Genomic DNA, 2441 nt, shown 5'->3' with positions numbered 1-2441 from the left:
AAGCCGGGCACGAAGGGCGTGAGTCCCGCGGTCAGGACGAGCACGCTCGCGGGAAGTCTGCGCCGCACGAGGGACAGCAGGGCAGACCCGGCGGCGAGGGATGGGTGCTCGGCGTCGTCGCCGCCGGGTCTGCCCTGCTGTCCCTCGTGCGGCGCAGACTTCCCGCGAGCGTGCTCGTCCTGACCGCGGGACTCACGCCCTTCGTGCCCGGCTTCGGGCCCCTGCTGCTCGTCGTCGGCTGGTCCTCCGGCCGGTACATCGCGGGGGCGGGCCGCGCCCTCGCCGCGTTCATCGCCGCCTTCGTCCTGAACGTCGGGGGGAGTCTCGTGGGGCCCTGGGAGGGGGGCCGGCTGCTCACCATCGCCCTCACGGCGACCCTCTACTACCTGGGCACCACGCTGGCCCCCGGGCTCGCCCACCGCTACTGGACCCAGCGGCGGACCCTGCTGCACGCGCTCCAGGAGCGCAACGCCCAGCTGCTGCGGGAGCGGACCATGGTGGTCTGGCAGGCGCGGCTGCGGGAGCGGCAGCGGATCGCCCAGGACATGCACGACAGCCTCGGGCACCAACTGGCCCTGATAGCCGTGCACACCGGAGCCCTGGAGGTGGACCGGGAGCTGAGCGAGCGCCAGCGCGAGGTCGTCGGCGTCCTGCGGAACGCGTCGGTGACCGCGATGCACGAGCTGCGGGAGGTCGTCGGGATCCTCCGCGACGGGATCGAGGCCGCCGACGGTTCGGCGGCGGCGTCCGGGCGGACCGGGGACGAGACGGGCCGCGCGGCGCGGGGGATCGCGGGCATCGAGGGACTCGTGGAGGCGGCGCGCACGGCCGGCACCTCGGTCGGCCTGAGACGGTCGGGGGAGGAGCGGTCGCTGGCTCCGGCCGCCGACCACGCCGCGTACCGGATCGTGCAGGAGGCCCTCACCAACGCCTACAAGTACGCGCCGGGGGCGGCGATCGGCGTCGACCTGCGGTACGAGCCGGACACCTTCGTCGTCGAGGTCCTCAACGAGAAGCCCACGGACGCGCCCGCGGAGGACGTGGTGAGCGGCGGGCAGGGGCTCACCGGTCTCGCCGAACGGGCCCGGTTGGTGGGCGGCATGTGCCATGCGGGTCCGGCCGACGGCGGCGGGTTCCGGGTGGCCGGGATGCTGCCCTACGGGGCGGCGCCCCTCGCGGAAGCGGCGCCTTTGGTCGATGCGGCCGACGACTTCCGGCAGCAGACCACGAAGCCGCTGGTGGGTGATGGTCGTCCGGTCGTGGTCGGACCGGCCGACTGGACATTCACGGAGCGGGAGCTGGCCATGGCGGTGCGTGGGGGAAGAGGCAGAAGCACGGGCGGTTCGGTCGCGCTGGGCTGCGGGATCGCGTTCGCGGCGCTCGTCCTGCTCGTGGTGGCGGCGGGCTTCGGTCTCTACTTCCTGATGGGATCGGTGAAGGAGGGAATGATCGAGCCCGCGCAGTACGACGCGGTGAAGGTCGGTGCGCCGGAGAAGGAGGTCCGCGGCCAACTCCCGTCCGGCGACACGATCGCCACGGCCGGCCTCAGCGGCAAGGGACCGGCACAGCCGGAGGGCGCCGACTGTCTGGTGCTGATGTCCTCGGAGTTGAGCGACACCTTCGAGAAGGAGCCCGTTTTCCGGTTCTGCTTCAAGGACGGCAAGCTGATCGAGAAGAAGTCGTACGAGGTCGAGGCGCGCTAGCGCCGACCCGCCCGTACCGGAGCCGTGGGGAGTAGCTGTGGCAGGGCAGCCCATCAGGGTGGTGATCGCCGACGACGAGCCGCTGATCAGGGCCGGGATCCGGATGATCCTCACCTCCGACCCGGAGATCGAGGTCGTCGCCGAGGCCGCCAACGGCCGGCAGGCGGTCGAGGCGACGCGGGCGCATGCCGCCGATGTGGTTCTGCTCGACATCCAGATGCCGGTGCTCGACGGCCTCTCCGCGCTGCCGGAGCTGCGCCGGGCGGCGCCGGCGGCCCGGGTGATCGTCCTGACGACGTTCGGGGAGCGGGACAACGTCCTGCGGACCCTGGAGCACGGGGGCGCCGGGTTCCTGCTGAAGGACACGGCGCCCGCGGAGCTGATCCGAGCGGTACGGGCTGCCGCTGCGGGTGACGCGTATCTGTCACCAGCGGCGACCCGGCATGTCGTGGAGCGGCTCGCCAGGGGCCGGGAGGCGGCCCGTGCCGAGGAGGCGCGGGGGCGGGTCGCGGGCCTGAGCGAGAAGGAGCGCGATGTGCTGGCGCTGCTCGGCGAAGGGCTGTCCAACGCGGACGCGGGGAAGCGGCTGCACATGAGCGAGGCCACGGTGAAGACGTATGTGAGCCGGATCCTCGCCAAGCTGGACTGCGAGAACCGGGTCCAGGCGGCACTGCTCGCACGGGACGCGGGGCTGTAGCGGGGCCGTGGGGGCGGGCAGCCCCGCTACAGCCCCGCGTC

Annotated in this window: 2 protein-coding genes; both read left to right on the top strand. The window is 73.0% G+C overall.

Features of this window, described 5'->3' with window-relative positions; translation table 11 throughout:
- Positions 1-1703 (top strand): sensor histidine kinase (locus tag AOK00_RS07405; RefSeq protein ID WP_254047272.1); only part of this gene is annotated, 1703 nt, incomplete at its 5' end.
- Between the two features lie 37 nt (positions 1704-1740).
- Positions 1741-2400: a response regulator transcription factor gene (locus AOK00_RS07400; RefSeq protein WP_055599506.1), complete on the top strand. Its 660-nt coding sequence runs from the start codon at positions 1741-1743 to the stop codon at positions 2398-2400.
- Positions 2401-2441 lie beyond the last annotated feature (41 nt).

The organism is Streptomyces aureus (assembly GCF_001418135.1).
Lineage (GTDB): Bacteria > Actinomycetota > Actinomycetes > Streptomycetales > Streptomycetaceae > Streptomyces > Streptomyces aureus_A.
The sequence above is the reverse complement of the archived record's forward strand: the minus strand, read 5'-3'. Positions and strand labels throughout refer to the sequence as shown.